14 protein-coding genes are annotated in these 18,215 nt (G+C 47.0%); 4 read left to right on the forward strand and 10 right to left on the reverse strand.

What is annotated here, in order from left to right; genetic code table 11:
- Positions 1–102: 102 nt before the first annotated feature.
- The 8 genes from AB9P05_RS00270 to AB9P05_RS00305 all read right to left on the reverse strand — a co-directional run bounded on the left by AB9P05_RS00270 (position 103) and on the right by AB9P05_RS00305 (position 12,338).
- Positions 103–834: a S1C family serine protease gene (locus tag AB9P05_RS00270; RefSeq protein ID WP_371906811.1), complete on the reverse strand. Its 732-nt coding sequence runs from the start codon at positions 832–834 to the stop codon at positions 103–105.
- 15 nt (positions 835–849) lie between these two features.
- Positions 850–3,309, reverse strand: a complete 2,460-nt coding sequence (locus AB9P05_RS00275) for a tubulin-like doman-containing protein (RefSeq protein WP_371906812.1) — start codon at positions 3,307–3,309, stop codon at positions 850–852.
- A gap of 6 nt (positions 3,310–3,315) precedes the next feature.
- Positions 3,316–3,696 (reverse strand): hypothetical protein, encoded by a 381-nt coding sequence (locus AB9P05_RS00280; RefSeq protein ID WP_371906813.1) that lies wholly within the window; start codon positions 3,694–3,696, stop codon positions 3,316–3,318.
- A gap of 12 nt (positions 3,697–3,708) precedes the next feature.
- Positions 3,709–4,953: a hypothetical protein gene (locus AB9P05_RS00285; protein ID WP_371906814.1), complete on the reverse strand. Its 1,245-nt coding sequence runs from the start codon at positions 4,951–4,953 to the stop codon at positions 3,709–3,711.
- 1 nt (position 4,954) lies between these two features.
- Complete coding sequence (locus AB9P05_RS00290; protein WP_371906815.1) at positions 4,955–6,163, reverse strand: hypothetical protein; 1,209 nt, start codon at positions 6,161–6,163, stop codon at positions 4,955–4,957.
- Complete coding sequence (locus tag AB9P05_RS00295) at positions 6,160–7,869, reverse strand: hypothetical protein (protein ID WP_371906816.1); 1,710 nt, start codon at positions 7,867–7,869, stop codon at positions 6,160–6,162. The genes AB9P05_RS00290 and AB9P05_RS00295 overlap by 4 nt, the downstream gene beginning before the upstream one ends.
- Positions 7,854–11,420: a hypothetical protein gene (locus AB9P05_RS00300; RefSeq protein ID WP_371906817.1), complete on the reverse strand. Its 3,567-nt coding sequence runs from the start codon at positions 11,418–11,420 to the stop codon at positions 7,854–7,856. The genes AB9P05_RS00295 and AB9P05_RS00300 overlap by 16 nt, the downstream gene beginning before the upstream one ends.
- Before the next feature lie 255 nt (positions 11,421–11,675).
- The gene (locus AB9P05_RS00305; RefSeq protein WP_371906818.1) at positions 11,676–12,338 is read right to left on the reverse strand and encodes a hemolysin III family protein; all 663 of its coding nucleotides are present in this window, start codon (positions 12,336–12,338) and stop codon (positions 11,676–11,678) included.
- A gap of 485 nt (positions 12,339–12,823) precedes the next feature.
- On the opposite strand from AB9P05_RS00305, the gene AB9P05_RS00310 reads away from it, so the two are divergent.
- The 4 genes from AB9P05_RS00310 (at position 12,824) to AB9P05_RS00325 (ending at position 16,735) form a co-directional block, all read left to right on the forward strand.
- Positions 12,824–13,138, forward strand: coding sequence for a hypothetical protein (locus tag AB9P05_RS00310; RefSeq protein ID WP_371906819.1), 315 nt, complete (start codon positions 12,824–12,826; stop codon positions 13,136–13,138).
- A 606-nt stretch (positions 13,139–13,744) separates the two neighbouring features.
- On the forward strand, positions 13,745–15,841 hold the full coding sequence (locus AB9P05_RS00315) for a carbamoyltransferase (RefSeq protein ID WP_371906820.1): 2,097 nt from the start codon (positions 13,745–13,747) through the stop codon (positions 15,839–15,841).
- Positions 15,842–16,057: 216 nt separating this feature from the next.
- Positions 16,058–16,285 carry a hypothetical protein gene (locus tag AB9P05_RS00320; protein WP_371906821.1) on the forward strand — a complete coding sequence of 76 codons (228 nt, stop codon included), beginning with the start codon at positions 16,058–16,060 and terminating at the stop codon, positions 16,283–16,285.
- A 159-nt stretch (positions 16,286–16,444) separates the two neighbouring features.
- A complete protein-coding gene (locus tag AB9P05_RS00325; protein ID WP_371906822.1) occupies positions 16,445–16,735 on the forward strand; it encodes a hypothetical protein in 291 nt (96 codons plus the stop codon).
- Between the two features lie 25 nt (positions 16,736–16,760).
- On the opposite strand, the gene AB9P05_RS00330 is transcribed toward AB9P05_RS00325, so the two are convergent.
- Together AB9P05_RS00330 and AB9P05_RS00335 are read right to left on the reverse strand one after the other, a co-directional pair.
- Entirely contained in the window at positions 16,761–16,916 is a 156-nt protein-coding gene (locus AB9P05_RS00330) for a hypothetical protein (RefSeq protein ID WP_371906823.1), read from the reverse strand.
- Positions 16,917–17,041: 125 nt separating this feature from the next.
- On the reverse strand, positions 17,042–18,196 hold the full coding sequence (locus AB9P05_RS00335; RefSeq protein ID WP_371906824.1) for a M12 family metallopeptidase: 1,155 nt from the start codon (positions 18,194–18,196) through the stop codon (positions 17,042–17,044).
- Between the last annotated feature and the right edge of the window lie 19 nt (positions 18,197–18,215).

Raw genomic sequence — 18,215 nt, forward strand, 5'->3', positions numbered from 1 at the left:
TAAAGCTGAAAAACTTAATTACCATAAGAGATTATCAGGACAGGGAAATACTAATTATTACAAATCTCCAGTCTAATAATATTATTTATGCCCAAAAATTCATTAGTCAATATTATTAACTTTTATCGCAAAGTTTATTCCCTGAAACTCCTCAGTTCTACCGGCAATAAGTATCCCAATAACCTCTTCGGTATCCTCGGTAATGAGTGGGCCGCCGCTGTTTCCGGGGTAAGCTGAAACGTCTAACTGGAAAATGTCCGCTCCCATGGCCTCTTCATTACTGATGGTACCGGTGGTGGTAGAAGAGTTTCCATCGGGATAACCTATAAGCACCACGGGAGTACGTGCCGTAATGCCATCACTGTCCCCAAGGTAAAGCCGGGGAAAGTCTTCCGGCAGATCGGTAGGCTGTATAAGCTCTAACCTGGCTACGTCGTTGAGGTAATAATTAATATCACCTGGAGGGCTTGTATCGGGATCCTTCCATACGATACGGGCCGTGGTGGTAATGGGTGGGTCAGCGTTTGAAAATGTCAGGGTTACCTCCTCCCCTACTTCCATGTCTTCCACTACATGGCGGGCAGTCAGCAGTTCTGTTTCGTTATACAAAAAAGCTGTCCCTATACCCCCGGCCGTTTGTACCATAGCTACCGGCATCTCCAGGTCACGGTTGTAGCGCGGCCGGGCAGGCACCCATCCTGCCCCGAAAAGGAGGTATACCAGCGGAAAGAGCAGAAGAGAAGCTAAAAAGAGGATCATTAACGTACGTCCGCGCTTTCTGACCTTATCTTTATATATCCTGGTCTCGCCCGGGCTTAAGCCTAATAGTATCATCTGACAGCCAGTTTTTTAAACGTTTTCAATTTGTTTCGTAAACCTGTAGTAGGGTACCCGTAGCCTGTGCCATTCCTCCGGTGCAATCGACTTATAAGCCGGATATTCGTGGTATAGTTTTCTGACCTCATCGATGAACTGCAGATGTCTCAGGGGCTCAAAGTTGGTTTTATCCTGCATGTAGCCTTTCTCTTCGTAAAACACGAGCATGTTTTTAAGGTCTTCATTTACCCACGTGCCGTCTTCATCTCCCTGATACTCCAGAAACTTCTCTTCTTTAAAGTGATCAAGGGCTTTATTGATCATAGCCATATTCTGCCCTATGACCATTTTGGGCACATACATTGACTGCCCGAAGAGGGTCTGTTTATCGCTATTGATCTTAACGAGGGGGAAGGTGGCCCGTCGGGCGATCTTGATGGACTCGGTAGGCTCCTTACGTATGAACTCGCTAACGTCCATGTCTGGCACGGCATTATGCTTTCGCGCCTGCCTCTCAAAGTTGCGAATACCGTCGCGATACAGCCGGGCATGCATTCCTTCGCTATGCTGGTTCAGGTACTCCCAAAGGTCTTCTTTGCCAATCATTGCAGACTTGCCTGCAATACTGTTATTAGACGCCCGGCGATAGCGTTCCATACTGCGCTTTAGCTCTTCTTCCATACTTCCGGAAGGGAAGATTCGCAGGATAGGTATGGTGGTATCCTTAATGTCCTGCTCTATCTCCTCTCTCCTACCCTTTAGCGTCTTAAAGTCACGGGGTAATTTATTATCCTGCTGACGCCCCAGTGTCTCACGTATGACCCGGATCATACTGTCTATCTGTTTAAGTCTGGGCAGTTCCACATCGCTTATAGACTTTAAGGCCAGTTCACCTTTGGTAATGCTATTGCGTATATCTACCAGCTTATTAGCAAACAGGTGCATTTTCATATACTCCAGCGTGGTGCGCATACGGTCTGCCAGTACCGGGTCTGATTGCAGGAGGAGCTTGTACCGGTTCTTCAGCATCCAGCGGGTCTGATTAGTAAGCATCACCTCCCATCGGTCCGGTTTGCCGGATATCTTGAGTGTCTGCCAGTACTGAACGGTATCATTGATAGCGTCGACTACCGCATTAAGATGCTCCCTGACCACATAGAGGTTTTCATAACGCTCCGTGGCACCGGTTACCAATTCGGCTATTCGCTCTATCAGTACATCCTCTGCCACCCTAAGGTTGTTTTTGATGGCTGTATAGTAGTTGGCCGTACCGTTGCTTGAAAAACGCGACTGAATGTGCTCTACATCACTGGCGGCATCATAGTTTTTATTGCGGATATTCTGTGTCTGCAACTCCACATCGGCAAGTACCTTACGGCCGGCTTCCACTTCCGTCCCGTTAAGCTCCTCAAAGGCTTCCCGCAGAAATCGCTCAAAGTTTTTCTTTGTGCCGTTCACGATGGCATTGTGTGTACGGCTTACGGGTGTTTTAGTGCCCTGTCGATAGTAAAACTCCGGGTCTGTCCAGCGGCCCAGCAGCTCTTCACTAAGCTGTATGGCCAGGTGTTCTTCAAGTTGTGATTTGGGGTATTGGATGGCGCTCAGGCCAAAAGTGCCATACTTATCCAGGTGCAGGTTGCCTTTTGCATCACCAAAGCGTACCAACCGTTTTTTCCTCAGGCCAAAGGCATTGAGGAAAAGATAAAGACCTGCCATTTTGTAGAGGCCTCCAAGGCTGCTGATAGAGGGAACATTGCCATTATAATCCTGAGATATGAACTGCGAGTATTCATAAGGGGGCTGGTCATATGATACGGAATGCCCGTTTGGCCATCGCATGCTATAGGCATTATCAGGCTTATTGTAATGGTCGAGCATTTTCAGGCCAGCGAATGTGTTGGCATAGATCACTTCCTTACCGGCAAACCCCTGCCTGCCGGGGATAAGGAACAGACCATACAGGTCTTCGATCCCTCTGAGAATATCCCGTATGAGATAAGCGATATCGATAAACACCCCCGTGCCGGTACCTCCTGTCAGAGACCCGGTAACAAATACGGCAGGTTTGCTGTCATCCGCCCCTTCTACTGTATGGCTTCCTACACGCTCGAAGGCATTTTTAATGTGGCTGCTAACGCGCTCAAAGTTATCCCTTCCCCACAGGGCTACACGGCCAAATGCAGGCAGGCCGCCTGCTCCGAAGCCACTATCCATGATCTGGTTCGCAGGTGGCAGCCACCAGGCATCCAGGAGATCATCCTTTTTCAGTGCATTGATCATGGTTTCCTTCTCATTGAGACTGATATGCACACGGGTGATTTCGTTTTTAAGTGCTGTTACACCGGGATGGGCATTCTCATCTGTTTCCAGATACAGGTACTGGACATTTTCAGGCCTGTTTTTGCCCGTACTTTCGTAAAAGAAGTTCTGCACATGCTCGAGCACCCGTAGTCCGCTGGTACCGATCCCGATAAGTAAGGTAGGTTTATCCATGTCGCGTTATTTAATAAGGTTCATAAGCCTGCTGTATCTGATCAGGTAAACGAGCAGGGGAATTAAAAAAACTATGAGAAGGGGAAGCATGGCCAGGTAAAAGGCAGGCTCTGACCACCTGAAGGCATGTAGCCCGTTTATTTTTATCATGAAAAAGAAAAACACCGCCAGCAGGATCATGTAGGAGACCAGGCTCCTTAGCAGGGCCAGGTTATAAAGCACGTCCACTGGCTCACCGGGATGGCTATTTCTCAATGTCCGAAACCAAACCAACTGGGCCAGCCATATGACTATTACAGCTATAGCCGCCAGCGCCAGGGTCTGCAGAAGAATATCCAGGGGCTCACGGTTATTTACAGAAAATAGAAACTGAATTATATCATTCATTATCACGCATCATTAAAAATAGCCGCTATCACCGCTGCCTTTATTACTATCGTCGTAAAAGTCATCTTCTTGTGCCGGGCGGCTCTTTTTCTTTCTTTTCCGGTCGGAGAAAAAATCATCGTCATTATCTACTACTCCTGCTACTTTAGGCTTAGGCGCTATAAATTGCTTGTACAGAAACCAGGCAATACCACCCAAAACAGCGAGAATCAAAAGCCAAAGCAGAAAGCTGCCTCCTCCCCCTTCGGCCTGGTAGGTGAAGTATTCGGTACTGGTGGCACTGCCTTCGTTAGAAACGACGACACGGTAGGGGCCTTCATTTTGCAGGGCAAAATTGTAATTAGTACGCCCCTTTACTTTTTTGGTCTGCGAGCTGCCGCGGTCTTCCATGTGCAAAAGCTTCACGGTATACTCGGCATCTTTTTTACACCCTACGCAAGACCAGCTCACAAGCATTTTATCCCCTTTAAGTTCGTAAGGTTTTTGCCTGGATCCTTTGGGGGTGACTATTTCCAGAATCGGTTCGTCTATGTGGGTAGAATCTATAATCTGCTTAGTACCTGCGGTATTGCCTGCCCCACGCATGCGGGTGAGGTCTATTTTAGATATCTCTATTTTGTAATCCTTGCGGTCGTCACGGTAGCGGAATATACCTAGTGCGTCCTTTCTGACGGCACTTCGGTAGTTATCCATATAGTTCTGCTCCTGTGTGGTATAGAGATTTTTACTATTGGTGTCTTCTCCAAGTCCGGATATCACGACCAGGTAATAACTGCTCAGGTTTGCATCAATAGCCACATCCGCAGCTTTGGCACGGGCTATTTCCCCAAAGGTATTCTGATCGGTATAGCGGCCCGGCATACGCCAGGCAGCATCCACATCAGAGGGTACATTATTCACCCTGTTTAGCCTGAACTGCTCATAGGTATCCTTGTCGCCAAAGGGCATGATAAGCAGGTAGCCTCCCTGGTTGATTAGTGGCTGACCTCCGCCGTTGACGATATTCTCTATGACGGGGTCTGTATTGCCGGACAGTCGCCAGTCCTGCATGAACCGGTCCTTGTTAAACTGTCCGCCTACAAGCTGGCGTACCAGTTCGCCTGCCTGGTCTCTCATTGCCGGAGTGATGCGGTTTTCACTGGAAAGGCCCCGGGGGTTGCCGGATACATCAACCAATACAAACACATTATCCTGCGCGAGAAGTGGAAGGCTAAGAAGGAGCAAGCCAACGAGTGATAAAAAGTATTTTCTGATCATTTCAGTAAGCTTTTGGGCGTATTAATAAACAGACTACAGCCCACACGATATAGGTTATGGCCAAAAAAACAGGAAAGTACCATTTTTTAAGTATTTCCCTGATCATTTCCTGCACACCGGACTGATAGGATGAGAGGTAGGTGGCGTCCTGTTCCACATAGTAATTACAGACATTCATGGCCATGTCGAAGAAGTCCCAGTTAAGATCACCGCCCAGGTTCATGATACCGATATCATCCCAGAAAAGATCAAAAGACTCATCAGCACACAGCATATTTTCTACCTCCCGGGTATCCATATAGGATTCAGCACCATCTGTAACGATGATGAGAATACGCCTTGAATACTCACGATTCATGGTCTGATTCTGAGCAAAGAGAAACTGCGATTGAATGGTTTCATAAAGCGGAGTCTTGGCAGTCAGCTCTATGGATTCGAGATACTGTATGGCCTGATTGTGGTCTTCAAAAAAAGCATGGCGGCCATTAAGTTGACGGGCGTCACTTACTGCCTGTATCTGCGCGGCGGTAGTTTTGGGGACACTGGTACCTGAGCTATCTGTAAACCAACTGATGATGACGTCGGTATTATCATCCAGGTCAGTGATGGTCTCCCCAAGGGCCAGCTTGCCATTTTCAATATTGGTCTCCATGCTGGTAGAGTTATCAATAAGCACTGCAACCAGGTAGTCAGGCTTATGCAAGGCAAAAAGGAGCAATAAAAAACCGGCAGCAGGGGCTATGATCCATAGTTTACTTTTTTGAAACAGGCTTCGTGCATTCCTGCCGAACCTGCGCCCCTCTCCCGGGGTAAAGGCCGGGGTGACCAGGCTGCTGATACGCCCGCGGTAATAGCGCGTGCGCATGCCGGCAAGCACGATGATGGTGATGACCATACAAACCACGAGTGCAAGCCAGTGAGTGAAGTGGACAGGCTGGCGCACATAAAAATCGGTATCAGCCCAGAGGTAGCTGAAGATAGCTATGAGCAGACCGATGACGGTGACAGAGGCTATGAGGCTGCTGCGTCTGATATGATGCTCACGGGTGTAGGGCCGTTCAGGACTACCTATGCGTGAAAGGAGTACGGTAAGCAAATAGATACCTGCAAGTGCGGCGAGTACAACCCACAGTGCCTGGAAATTGCTCTGCACAAAATGCCGGAAGTAACTGGCAATGGCATCTGATAAATCGGATAAATACTCCATCATCTTTTCAGTATTACTTCGGTTCCTGATTTACTGTCTTTATAGACAATACCGTAATCTTTTATCTGTAAAATATGGTTTTTTGCGACATCCACACCAGCGTACCGGTCAAGCGGCTGACCGGGTACTGCAGTGACATGCGGATATTCGCTAACCGCAACGAAGAGGGGTACGTAATCCATCTCTACTCCCAGTAGCTGCCGGGCGGACTTTCTCAGGTCATGGGCTTTTTCACCTATGGAGGCTGCCTGTTTGCTAAGTCCGGAGGAGGTGCCGCTTATCTCAGCAAGATTACGCACTTCTTCCAAAGCCACGGCCAGACGATTCAGGAAAGGGCCCAGTATGGCTTTAAACCGGTCTTTATCGATATAGGCCAGCTTCTTGTTTTCATTTGTTTCATCCTTAAGCTTTCGGACATGCGCGGGGTCCGTCCAAACCCCTGAAGTCGCAAGCCTATCCAGTTCAACGCCATATACTCTTACTTTATTAACTTGTTCTAAGAGTTCATTATCTAAAATAATGCTCGCAAGAATGCTTTGTTCCCTTAACGTTTCAGGGTCAGTGGTGCTTACTGATGCGAGATGAAGGAGGCTGTGGTAAAGGGCTAATCCCTGACTAATGATTTCCATCCGGTGTTCGGCAAACGCTTTAGCGTCTTCTTTAAAAAGAAGTGCTTTCCTGCCGGAATCACTCAGGTGACCGGTAGCAGCCGCCAGTTCACTCTCCTGTCGTGCTTTTCCTTCTTTCAGTGTGCTCAGCTCTTTTTGCAACCGGTTATTCTCTTCCTCCAGTTTCTTTAGTTTCTTTTCGCTTATTCCCGGGTCAGGGGCTGCACTTGCAGGCACTGATCCGGCTTCCAGTGAGGTTAGCCTTTTTAAGATTTCCTTTTGGGTGCTAACAAGAGTCTCATTATCACTGCTTTTCTGCTTTTTGGTAAATACAAGCGCTGCAAAAACGGCTGCCAGCAAGGCAAGCAGGGCAATAACCCAAAGCAGCCAGCCAGGTGAAGCGGTATTAGCCTCACTTGTATCCGCAGGCTGTTCATCAAGGGTTTCTTCCTGCCTGGCCGCAGGCATATCTTCGGCCACAGGAGGGTTAGCTTCAGAAAGGTCGCTTTCTGCTAACCAAAAGGTAGGAAACCCCTCCGGAATAATTCTGAGAGGAAACTGAAGTTTATTAAGGGTTACCTGCCCTTGCCTGATGGAGTCGTTCGTAAACCGAACAGTGGCATCATTAGCTATCTGAACTTTGATCTGATCATCAAAGCGGCTATCCAGCGGCTGCAGGTCTACCACCAACATTCCCTGATCTGGCGAAGCCGGCTTTCTTACTTTCAGGCTTTGCTTGATGGCCTCCTTCAGGTCAGCCATCCTGTTCACTATGCGTTGGTTAGCGGCGGTATCGCTTTCGTAAAGTTTGGTGTAATTGATCGTGCCTGGCTGTATGTTTCCCACACTACCGTATCTCAGTAGCAAGGTTTCACCGCGGTAGTCAATATATTTCCCTTGTGGGTTGTCTCCCATTTCGCGGAAAACCTCACCGGCAAAAAAGTGTATTTCACCTATCGAGTCACCAAAGTCGATGGTTTTTTCCTCATTTACCCGGATAAAATTATCACTCTGTGCATGAGCCGTCATGGCTATAAAGAGCAATCCCAAAAGGCAAGCTATCCTGATAAGGCTGGTATTTACTTTCATCCTAAAAGCCATGTATAGTGTTTTTCGTTTGTGTCGGCAATCTCCTGGTCCGAGATCAGGGCGAGTGCATCATGCAGCTCCCCGTCTGTCTCTTCTACCCGGCACCTGACCTGGTCATTTTCTGCAATTACCATTCCAATACGTTTGGTCCTTGTATGGACACGCACTTTGGCAATCGGGGAGTATTTATGCTTTTCGTTATTATTGATGATCTCGTCAGCATTCTGTCCCATTACCTGCACAAATCGCACCTGTTTCCCATCGAGATCAAAAGAACTCTGTAACTCTTCCACATTTCGTATGCCGCTTTCTCCGTTAAACTCGCTGCCCATTGGCACAAGGTTTTTAAAGCCCTGCACGCCCGCATTACGTGAATGTACTATACCAAAATGGCTATGTATACGGCTGCTATCTATGGTAATGGCATTATTACTAACCCCGTACAGACACGCGCCCCTTGCCACTGCACTTTTGAGTTCATCTTCCCGCAAAAACACCTCCTGGTATGAGATGCCTTTGCTCTTAAGAACGGAGGCTACCTTTGTTTTGATATATGGAAACAGCGTGCTGCGGCCGCTATATAGTACGGTGAGGGGTTCATTATCATACCCTTCTACCTGAAGTATATCTATTACAGAGGCTTTTACATTCTTATAGATTAACTGATCCAAAAGGGGGTGATTATAGAACTCTTTATTAAAAAAGTCCATCACCTCATCATCGGAATCCACAAGGATATCTGCCCGCTGGCCGGTGTACAGGTGGTAGAACTCTTCCAGAAAATCACTTACCTCCTGACTTACAAAGTAAGGCCGGTTCTGATTATGTATCCGGATCAACTGTATTTTGAGGCGTTGAGCCAGTTTTAATAAGCCGATAAGGCTTTCCTTAGAAACGGTATCGAAGTCGATGGTTTCGGATGGTAGTTCGCGATACCTGCGAACCCATTCATACAGGATATTCAGTATGCAATAGTCTATCGTATCTCCTCCTATTCCATACCCTAACTTTCCTTCCACGGTAAGGTGGTATTTCCGGTCTCCCTGCTCCTCATAGGCATAGCCATCTATCAGGGATGCGTTAATAGTGGCCCCTCCCATGTCAAAAATGAGGACTTTCTCTTGGTCGAAGGTTTCGGCTCTTCTGGTGAGCCGGAGGCGATTAAATATGTAATAGACCATAACAGCCTCAGCTTCAGGGATCACACGCACCTCGCTATAGGCATTCAGATACCCCACGCTGTCTACAAATGCCTGTGTCTTGGTAGCGGTAAAGTTATTGGGTATAGCCAGCGCTACGCGGGAGGCATTAAGAAGACCATCCTGCAGCAAATAAGAATACGTATCAGGCTGTGCCTCAACAGTTTTTCTGAACCCTGCCAACAGCTTTTTCACCATCAGGTAGGTAATTTGGGTGCCGTCGAGCCTCAGCTCATCCCCATTTTCAAAGGATATGGTTTTTTTATCGGTAAACCCCAGTAGTTTTTTAACAGATCGAAAGCTATCGCGGGCCAGTATGGTTTCGAAAGGGTCGGCCTCGCGCCCTACTTTGACCACGGCCCCGCCCAGACTGCGCCAGTCTGTTACGTCGGGGCTTTCAGAGGGGTCAAAAACGATCAGGGAAGATTCGATCAGGTCACGGCCTTCGGTATCCTGTCTTACCGCTACATTAGAAAAGTGTGTGCCTGCGGCTATGCAGGTACCTGTAGTACCGGGGTCAAGCCCGATCCAGGCATCTCCCATTGCAGGGCCTATATGAAAGGCCTCGCTTATGGTGGCCGAAAGATCGGTACGCCATACAAAACGGTGGTCCGCCCATATACTTAACTGAAAGGCGCACTGCATTGGCTGGTCCAGTGTAGCCTGTGGATCGGTCTTTTTTATTACTACAAAGAACTCGAATGGCTTATTTACATCCGGCCTGATGGGAAGTGTACGCCAGGTATCTCCTCTGAATACTGACTGGTACTGATCTTCTTCTTCCTGTATGAGCAGGTGCATATCAAAGCCCCGCGGGGCCTCTACCCTATCCAGCCGTAGATTGAGCGGAACGGAGCCGCGCAGGTAGCGAAGGTCATAGGTAAAGAAAATGCGAAAGGGTATGCGGGCAGTATCACCGGTAAATGCCCGGTATGGCGTTTTCAGTCTGCCAATACTGCGGTAGTCGATTTTCTCATAACTATCTCCGAAAGCGCTCATCTGGTAGCGTATGTTTCCGGGACGCCTCTTATATAAAAGCCAAAGAGCAAGACCTAAAAAGATAAGGGTGGGCAGAACCGTGGTCATGAGTATGGAGTAGTTTTTATCAAAATCAACATTCTGGTTATTCAGGGGCCTGCTTACCTGGTACATAAGGGGAATATTGCCGGCTTCTGTACGGTAACGGGTGTAAAACACATAAGTTAACAGCGGTAATGCCTCTTCCAGCCCCGCACGGGTGTTTATCCCCCCCAGTGACAGGTATGTGGATGGCAGAAAGTAGTTACCGCTCACGGAATCTACCTCTATAGGGTCATCGTCATGATCTACCAGGGCCCCTTCCTCATCTTCAGAAGACCTGGCCAGCAGGCGGGAATGCAGAACCTCGCCTCCAATCTCGACCTGCACACCTATCTTTTCTACCTGCAGGCGCCGGTTATGTTCAAAGTTTATGGTGATTGGCGAGGTCTCAAAATCAGTGCTCCGGTACCCGTCCTGGTCCAGTGAAAGGTCACTGTCTATTTTCATGACAGCATTGTTGGCAGCAGTGAGCCCGGCATGAGGCTTCACTTTGTAGGCTTTAATGCCATGAAAAATACGGTTGCGGGCGTTGTCATACTTGCCGGTATTTACCGCATAGTCGAAGTAATCAATTTTATAGAAGCGCGCATTGAGCTGATCGTGGGCCGTATTTACCTTACTGGCGAGGGTGCTGTTACCTCCGAAGACTCCCTGCCGGACTATCTCACCATCCTGTTTGTTTCCAAAGGTACTGCCTGCCAGGTAGTCGCTGAGAACGATGATGATGAGTTCATCAAAATAGTGATCCTCTAACGCTGTAATGACGGCGGGATATGCGTATGAGGACAAGGAGTAGCCATCCCTCCAGGCAGGCCGCTTGTTTTTAAAACGCTGAAACATATCCTCAAAGGTTCCTTCAGGATTATTCTGGTGAAACGTGACCCAATCGGGGGTGACCTGGTGCAGGAACTGGCCGGCGAAAGCCTCATACTGCTCCATATCCGTGGCACTATAGGGCTGTCTTACTTTTCGCAGATCCTGCATGCGGATACCAAAGTAGAAGAGGGAAATATTGTCTTTCTCAGAATCAAAAAAGGGGATTTCTCTCAGTTGTTCGTCCTCAAGGAGCAAGGTATTGGCACTGCGGTTAACGGTGACCTCATTTTCGAAAAGCCGGTAAAGGGTGCGGTATAACCTGGTATTGGCTGATGGGGACCTGTATTCGAATGGGGAGGAGAAATCATGAAGCACTACGTACCACCGGCGTACTGCACGCTCATCCACCGCCTGCCCATAGGAGGTGTAGCTGCTAAACAGGCAAAAAAATACTAGCGCCCAAATCAAAAAAATCCTAACTACAGGTAGAGGCATGCAGGCTCAGTGATTAATTCTTTATGCTCCTAAATGGGGAGTTATAATTATCTAAAAAAGGCTTTTTACACCAACATACCAAAAGCTTACATAAACATAAGCTCTCAGCCATACGGTTGCGGCCAACTCTTGTGACCGCTGGCAGACTATACATGGCCTTTGATTGGTAACTGAGGAAAACGGCCTTGCCAGGGGATTATTACATTATAAGCCCATTGCCATGGTTACTTACATCTGGGGCAGCACAAAGAGCAGGATGGCAAAATAATGGCAGATACTACCTGCCAGAACGAACAGGTGCCAGATGGCGTGATTGAACCGGAGCATTTCCCAGCGATAAAAGATCACGCCCAGTGAATAGAAAACACCTCCCAGCGCAAGCCAGATAAGCCCCCCGGTGGGGATTTCCGTAATCATGGGGCGGGCGGCTATTACACAGAGCCACCCCATAAGCAGATAGATAGCCAGAGAAAGCCGCTCAAAACGGCCAATGAAGAATATCTTAAAAACGATACCTGCAATGGCCAGACCCCAGACGGTACCTAGTAGTGACCAGCCCCATGGTCCGCGCAGGTTTACCAGCATGAAGGGGGTATAGGTACCCGCTATGAGCAGGTAGATGGCTGCATGATCGAGGATTTTAAGCTGGCGTTTTGCTTTTGGTTTTAATACACTGTGATATAAGGTGGATGCAAGATAGAGTAACACCAGGGAAGTGCCATATATACTCACGCTGACTACGTGCCAGGCATCACCGTTGATAACAGCCAGCACCACCAGTACAACCAGGCCGGCAATACTCAGGCCTGCTCCTATGCCATGAGTCACGCTGTTAGCTATTTCTTCGGCAAGAGAGGTAGACGGCGTTTTTTTATCTGTCTTATTATTCATGGCGCTGTATTTCACATGCAAAATTAAGTATACGCAGGCAATCGGGTTTTGATATACCCATTGCTTTTTTGGTAAGTACTCTATAACCTGAAAAACTGTCTCAGACAATCTTTTATGTACGTATCTCCAATTATCTCAACGGACACTTCGTTACAGGCTATACAAAATAGCCACAATAACCAACTGCCTTTTAGCGATCCTTCCTGTACTTTATTTCCCGAGCCATCCAGTAGACAAAATGAATAGATTGTTTATGGATTATTGGCATAAAACTGAATTATTCGGTACATTATTTGTTTACTTAACTTTTCCATAGCCAAAAACACGGACTTCGAGGCCTGCGGGTAAAGCACATAAGTTCGGTTTAGCTGGACCAGTAGCTACTATGGGAGGGCAATCTATTGATCATGATACACCATGATAACGCATTGCGTTGCACAGGCAGGCTATTTTTATAGATTTTTTGGGATGTAACCAAGCTAGTAATGAATAAACTTAAATTATTAATCTCCGGGATAACGTTAGTCATGTTTTCGCTGATGTTTGTCTCCGAAACGAAAACGACTACTGCAAAGGAAAATGCACGCTATGAAGCAAGCTACCGGTACATTAACGGGCAGGTAGGTAATTGCTTTTCAGAAAGATGTTTCATTAACATATGCAACTCCGGTGATGCGGAAGCGGTGCTTAAAGGGGACTTCCCCTATACCGGCGGGTACTATAATTTCCAACTGCAACAGGTGGGCACTGACTGGGTGATAGTCGGGTGGCAAACGATTCAGCCCTGCTCTATCTATTAAACTGTATTCCTAATTAATGCTAAAGCACCCCACCGGGTGGTACCAGGTGGGGTGCTTTTTTATTGCCAAAAAGGTAATGATAACCCAAACAAATAATCCCCATATTCTGGACGACAAGATTAGATGCCAGCTTGCTAGTTAGTTAAATTTAATTACCCCTGAAACCCCGGGGAGGTTCTTCCTCCATGACTACCACTTTAATGTATTAATAGTGAAGCGCCCCTCTAAAATCAATTTCTAATTTAAGAAATATACAAACAGTAAACAGGACCAATAAAATTGGTTAATCGAACAACAATAATTGACATAATTAATTTCATAAAACTGTATTTAATTGGAATAAATCACAATAAAAAATTCATTATTCATAAATATAATCTTTACATATCGATGCACCATGATACATTACCATAGCCAGCATAATAGACTCTAAATTTTATGCGGTACACTATAGTGATATAACACGGTAATACATTCGCCTGAAAAAAGGAGGCCCTTGGTCCACTATATCAGACCAAATATAAATCATGGGAAATTGCAAAGTAAAGTTAATTAGATTATCTTCGGACCAGTTGAAAAAGTAAAAAGCTTATAGTTAATAAACCTATGAAATCAGTTTATGTACTGGGCACCGCTGTATCACATCAGGGTTCTGCTTGTCTATTGAAGGACGGGAAAATTTTGGTGGCGATTGAAAAAGAAAGGATAACGCGACGCAAAAAAGACGGAGGAAATGACCAAACGGCCATTCAATACTGTCTTGATGCTGCCGGCATCACAATAGACGATGTCGATCTGATCGTACAAAACGATAACTACTCAGACTTCAAGTTCGGCAATGACTATTTCGAGGGCCCCAGGCCACTGTTTGCCAATGTCCCCGACTCGAAGATCAAAACCATATCTCATCACCTCGCCCATGCCTACAGCACTATTGGCACCTGCCCTTACGAGGAATTTAACATGCTCATTTACGATGGATGCGGAAATGCCTACGAAGACTGTATAGATGTAGACGGCGCCCGGATCGCAGACAAAGCGCTGATAGAGAAAATGCCCCACCTTTTCCTGGAGAAGGATAGCTACTACTCATACGGCAAAGAAGGCCTTACTTCTTTGGTAAAAGATTTTTCAGAGTGGGGCTATCTTCACCGGTACCCGATATACCCTGTTACTACCAAACATTCCATAGGGGGCTTATACGCCGGAGTAAGTATCTATTGCTTTGGCAATATGTCGGATTCCGGTAAGCTCATGGGACTCGCTCCCTTTGGCCGTGAAGGAAAGTTTCAGGAAGAGGTGTTTGAGTGCAGAGACGGCAGAGTCTTCGTCAAATACGATTGGATGAACAACTATCGTAACCCAGCCAGAGGGTATGACGAGTTTAAGCAAAACTTCCAATACTACGCGGATATCGCCTATGGCATTCAGAAGGAGGTAGAAAGAGCCATTTTGTATATGGTAAATGAAAGACTCAAAGTCTCTCATACTAAAAACCTGTGTCTGGCCGGTGGTACGGCTCTAAATGCCGTGGCCAATGACCGCATATTTAAAGAAACGGACGTAGAAAACCTGTACATAGAGCCTGCCTCAGGTGATAACGGCCTTGCCATCGGATGTGCCTACTATGGCTACCTGGAGGTTATGAAGATGGATCGTATTATACACGATCAGTCAACATTCTTCGGTAAGACTTACTCTAACAAACAGGTAGAGCAGGCTTACAGAACCCACGCCACCCAAAAGACGCCGGTTCAGGCTAAAAAAATCGTGGATACCTTCTTCACCAAGGCAGAAGAACTGTATGTGGATGGGACCAACAGCAGTCTCAACTTCTGTATACAATTCGATATAGAGGATCTGGGCATATATCAGGTACAACTAGCCGAAGGTAAACTAAGGTGTTATAACACCCTGGTGGCAAATCCTACCTGTATGATTAAGACTTCCATGAATACCTTCCTGCAGGGAATTTACCAGCCTGGCAAGCGCTTTGGCAAGGATGAGGTTTCGGTATCTAACATGGCCGATTTCGAGCTATTCTTCAAGATAGTAGACCTGCAGGGAGTGGTTAGTTATATTCTTAATTCACAAGATGCAAGTGATGATACCAGCAACCTGCATGCCATTAAATCTGCGGATGCCATTACCCGTGCTGCTGAGCTTCTGGCAGAAGGTAAAACTATGGGATGGTTCCAGGGAGGGTCAGAATTTGGCCCCCGTGCACTCGGGCACCGCAGCATACTGGCCGATCCCAGAAACCCTGAAATGCAGAAATTCATCAATGCGAAGGTGAAATTCCGTGAAGACTTCAGGCCTTTTGCGCCTTCCGTACTGCGTGAAGATGTAGACGTTTACTTCCAGGAGAACCGCGAAAGCCCCTATATGATACTGGTAGACCAGATCAAGCCGGAATGGAAAGAAAAGCTAAGCAGTATTGTACACGTAAACAATAGCTGCCGGATACAAACCGTAACCCCTGACTGGAACCCTGAATATTATAAGCTACTACAAGAGTTTAAGAAAATCACAGGTGTATCAGTCTTACTAAATACCTCCTTTAACAGAAGGGGCATGCCGATAGTGGAAACACCAGGTGATGCCATCAAATTCTTCAATGAGTGTGCTCTGGATGTATTAGTTATGAACGATTATATTTTCAGTAAGGAACCCATATCGAAAAAAGAGGCGGTTTCTTCATAATTAGAGCCTACTCAAAATAATAAATCAGGAACGCGTAACACACTAATTGAGCAACACTAAAGCCGGTAGATAATCCCTTCTGCCGGCTTTTTAGTGGCATACTACTAAGGAGAAAGACTGCCATGCTGGTAGCGGGAGGAGAAGAATACAAATCTCCCCTGTTATTGCAAACCTATAGCATCCCTGCGGAGTGTATCTCCCGGCCTCATCAGTATTATGGTCACTTTCTACACCCTGGCCAATATGACCTGCCAAGGGGTGTACTCAGTGGCCTTTGTGTACAACTACGACTCTCACGGAGACGGGCTGGCACACCCCGTGGAGCCTGACAAAGCAGGTACACCTCCGGAAATGCCGCATTCTGATACCGGCTGCAACCTTCATGTATGGGACCCAGACTTAGACAATGACGGAGAGTATACCTTATTTGGAAGCCGTCGATGATAACCTAAACTGGGAGTCACTGGAAGACTACATAGTCCGGCCAGCTAACTGAGAAGCAGCCCACAGCAATCGGGGTTTATATATGGCACCAGTGACCTTGATAAGGATTACACTCCTAACTGGTTTGAAATTGACGACGCAGACGACTACCATAACTTCTTGGATCCCACAGCGACAGTCTTTTACCGTGACCCGGAAAAAGCGACAGGCACCCTGATATTGGAAAACGGTGTGTCGGGCACAGCCAATCTGGCCATATACAATAGCCTAGAGCAGACAGTGCACCGGGAATCAGTGAATATAACTGAGGCTGCCCAGCGCCTTCCGGTGGACACGGACGGATCATCTGACTCCTGGCCAGTACATTCTCCACATGAGCCTGCGTGGTACGACTTATCAGCACAGGATGGTGATAAAACCGTAGGGATAAGGATACTAAGAATAAAGTGATCGTACTAATGGATACGCTCGTTTCTCATGCACACCCTTCGCATGTATAATTAGGGTAGGTGCATTCTCCCTCAAGCTCATCTGACAGAATCTTAGGTTTACCACCTCTCGTGGCTTTCACAAGTTGGGTCTTAAAGCTTTTTACTTTCAGTTCAGAGATCAATAATTTCTTTCGTTTCATAGCATTAAATTATATAAGATACAGTTTCATTCATAAGAAGTCTAAAGGCACTCTATGTTTCGGTATGCATAAAAAAGCCCGCCAGGTAGCGGGCTTTCATGCTTATGTACTCAGAGGGTCAATCTTTATGGCTTGATACCTCCACCGGCATCCATGTTAAGCGTCATGTGATAGGTGGTAGCTACCTCACCGTTTGCATCGGTAACGGTAAGCTTTAGGTATAAGTCCCTGTCTAGCGGCAGGTTTGTGGTATTGGAAGCTGAAGTAGACCATGTCGTATTATACGAAATGCCGTCATAGCTATACTTCCAAAGGTAGGTAAATGGAGCTGTGCCTTTACGCACGGAGGCTGACCATGTATAAGTACCCGAGTTATCACCCTTAGCAGGTCCGGATATGGTCGCACTCATAGGCTCACAGTCATACATGAGCTCTGTTACTTCCAGGTCACCGGCAGAGAGGGCTGTTCTCTGTGCGGAAAATACGGATCCATCCAGGCGAGTCAGGGTAGGCAGTCCATTAACTGAAAAGTCATATGAGCCGTAGAGCATGATGGAGTTAAAATCAAAACTACCTATCTCAAATCCATTCATGTTGAGGGCGTCATACGTCTGAAAGTTAATTTCAAAACCAGGTCTTATATTCGCCCAGTTTACCGTCACCCAGTTACCGCGGTCAGCACGCATCTGCTCATGGAAAAGGCCTAAGGCGTGCCCTATTTCATGAATCGTATTACCCGTACTACAGGCACTTTCAAGACCTATGGTCTGGCGACCACCGATCATACCTACCTGTGAAAAGCACCCACCATCGGTAGCTACAGGAATAAACTCGATGTAGTCGGCCTCAGTAGTACGCTGCGTGAACTTGAGCCAGGGATGCTCGGCTTCCCAGTGCGCAATAGCATCGGTTACACGGCTCTGGTTTGGCAGGCTGGAATTTATGGTATAGAACACTTCACAGTCGGGCCATCTGGCGGCCAGGTCTGCCAGGCCGGTACGTGCACCGTCAGCCTGCCTGGTACGGAGCCTGTCCACCTGCTCCTGGGTAAGGATCATATCACCGCCGAGTATATATGTACCATCCACGTTTTTCAGCATGAGGGTAGAGCCGTCTCCTGTTTCAATCTGCTCTATCTCACCTTTCACACCAGCGAAAGCCTGCTCAGGTTTAGTGGCCTTTCCAGGTTCCTCCGGGGTTGGGGTAAGGCTCTCCTGATCCTGTTGGCAGGAAAAGCCAATAAGTGTAAAAAGAATAACAAATAAGTTCAGTTTTCTCATCAAAAATTTTAATTGTTTT

The organism is Roseivirga sp. BDSF3-8, from assembly GCF_041449215.1.
Classification (GTDB): domain Bacteria; phylum Bacteroidota; class Bacteroidia; order Cytophagales; family Cyclobacteriaceae; genus JBGNFV01.